Here is a 2,532-nt window from a genome sequence, read left to right as displayed (position 1 = left end):
TGTATTTTCTGGTCGTAGAATAGAGAAATTACTTCATGACAGTATTCGAATGATGTGGTTAGCTCAAGATCAAACACATTATTAAAAATAAATAAGGAGATACTTATGAGCACAAATCAAACATTTTTAATATTTGTTATAGCAATTATTATACTTACATCGGTAATAGGAATTGTTGGACGATACATGAGTCGTCAACGTCTTTTAAAATCTATGGAAACATTATGGCAAACACTTTCTCCATTAGAGGCTTTTATCAGACCGAACTCACATTTCGACTATGAGTATAAGCTCTACAAGGATAAATTTGAATCACATTCTTTAGTTGATGATAAAACTTGGTCCGATTTAAATATGAATGCAATCTTTCATAAGATGAATTATAATTTAACATCTATTGGCGAAATGAAACTATATGCCTGTTTACGTGGAATGCTTTCAATTACGAACAAATCATTACTTAGTTTATTTAATGATAATGCTGAATTTAGAAAAAACGTAACATATCATTTAGCTTTGATTGGTAAAACTGTTTATCCAACATTTCCAGACCAAATCACAACGGTAAAACGTCAAAATATATTGTTTCTATGCCCGTTTTTACCAGTTATCTCATTTGCAGTTATATTTATTAATTCACAAGTTGGTATTTTATTATTTCTTATGAGTTGCCTATTTAATATCATTTTATCTGCAACTTTAAAGCGTACATATGAGGATGACTTAAAGTCTATCTTTTATGCATCCAATGTTTTAAAACAAGGCTATACTATCTCAAAAATTAAACATGCTCCACAACCTGAAGTCAATTTTAAGCAATTTAGAACAGCACGTCATTTAACGAGTGTTTTAGCTGAAGTTAATGATGAAGATATCGGAGCTATGGTAATTAAACTAGTTAAACTTATTTTCATGCTTGATTATGTTTTATTCCATTCAATTCAAAAAAGCTATACAACACATATGAATGAGCTAAAAAATTGTTTCGATTACATAGCTGAATTAGATAATCATTATGCATTAGCAATGTATCGTAGAACGCTAGAATGCTATACTGAACCACAAATTGATGATTCAAATGATGGCATAGTATTCTCTGAGTTAACACATCCACTCATAGCAGATGCAGTAGCCAATGATTTCTCACTATCACAAAATATACTGTTAACTGGGTCTAATGCTTCGGGTAAATCAACATTTATGAAATCCATAGCAATAAACATTATTCTTGCATCGGCTATACAAACAGTTACCGCAAGCAAATTTGTATATCAACCTGGAATTGTGTTCACGTCAATGGCAAATGCCGATGATGTGTTATCAGGCGATAGTTATTTTATGGCTGAATTAAAATCTATTAAGCGTATTGTTGAAATTCCAGATAATCAAAAAATATACTGCTTTATAGATGAAATTTTTAAAGGTACCAACACAACTGAACGAATTGCCGCTTCAGAATCAGTACTATCATTTTTACATGAAAAATCTAACTTTAGAGTTATTGCAGCAACACATGATATTGAATTAGCTGAACTCTTAAAACAACGTTATGAAAATTATCATTTCAATGAGGTAATAGAAAATAATAACATACATTTTGATTACAAAATTAAGCCTGGCAAAGCAAATACACGTAATGCCATCGAATTATTAAAAATCACTTCATTTCCAGCAAAAATATATGAACGAGCAAAAGATAATGTTTCCAATGGTTAGGCATGAATCTTGAACATCAATCAATGTTCAAGTCGCAACATTGTTATTTTGACAGTCTTTGACTAAATAAAAATGCGCTTGTAATAAGTTTTTTCAATACTAGTCCGGGGCCCCAACATAGAGAAATTGGAAATGAAATTCTACAGGCAATGCGAGTTGGGGTTGGACGACGAAATAAATTTTGCGAAAATATCTTTTCTGTCTCACTCCCCTAATTGCAATATAAAAACGTCAGCTATCACATGACAAAAGACAATGAACAGTTTCAATAATGTTCATCGTAATCATGTTAATAACTGACGTTTATTTTATTCTGCAGAATACTCTTCTAAATCTATATTGCTGTGCCCATTTAATGCTAAATCAGCAAATCGACCTTGCTGATACAAATAGTGGCCGGCAACGCCTATCATTGCAGCATTATCTGTGCATAATTTAGGGCTAGGGATAGTTAATTGAATGTCATTGATTTTGCATTGATCCGCTAAAGATTGACGTAATCCTTTATTACTCGCCACGCCACCAGCAACAATTAATCGCTGAACACCATATTCTTTACAAGCTTGAATGGCTTTAAACGTAAGCACCTCTACAACACTGTTTTGAAAGCTCGTTGCTACGTTAGCTTCAATGATTGGAATATTTTTTTGTCGTTGATTGTGAAGTTGATTGATTACGGCACTTTTCAACCCACTAAAACTAAAATCATAACTATCTTTATCCAACCAAACACGAGGGAATGAATAAGTATCTTCACCTTCAGCAGCCAACCGATCAACTTGTGGACCACCTGGATAATTTAAACCAATTGTTCGT

At 32.4% G+C, this 2,532-nt stretch carries 2 protein-coding genes; one reads left to right on the top strand and one right to left on the bottom strand.

From position 1 onward, the window contains the following. Positions 1-105: 105 nt before the first annotated feature. Positions 106-1,716 carry a MutS family DNA mismatch repair protein gene (locus ACXQH5_RS13480; protein ID WP_000106314.1) on the top strand — a complete coding sequence of 537 codons (1,611 nt, stop codon included), beginning with the start codon at positions 106-108 and terminating at the stop codon, positions 1,714-1,716. Positions 1,717-2,024: 308 nt separating this feature from the next. Here ACXQH5_RS13480 and ACXQH5_RS13475 read toward each other — a convergent pair. Next, on the bottom strand, positions 2,025-2,532 hold a 508-nt coding region (locus ACXQH5_RS13475; RefSeq protein WP_458067616.1), incomplete at its 5' end, for a tRNA (adenosine(37)-N6)-threonylcarbamoyltransferase complex transferase subunit TsaD.

The sequence above is a fragment of the Staphylococcus sp. SA22 genome (assembly GCF_054165785.1).
Note: the sequence above shows the minus strand (reverse complement) of the source record. Positions and strands in the feature narration are given on the sequence as shown.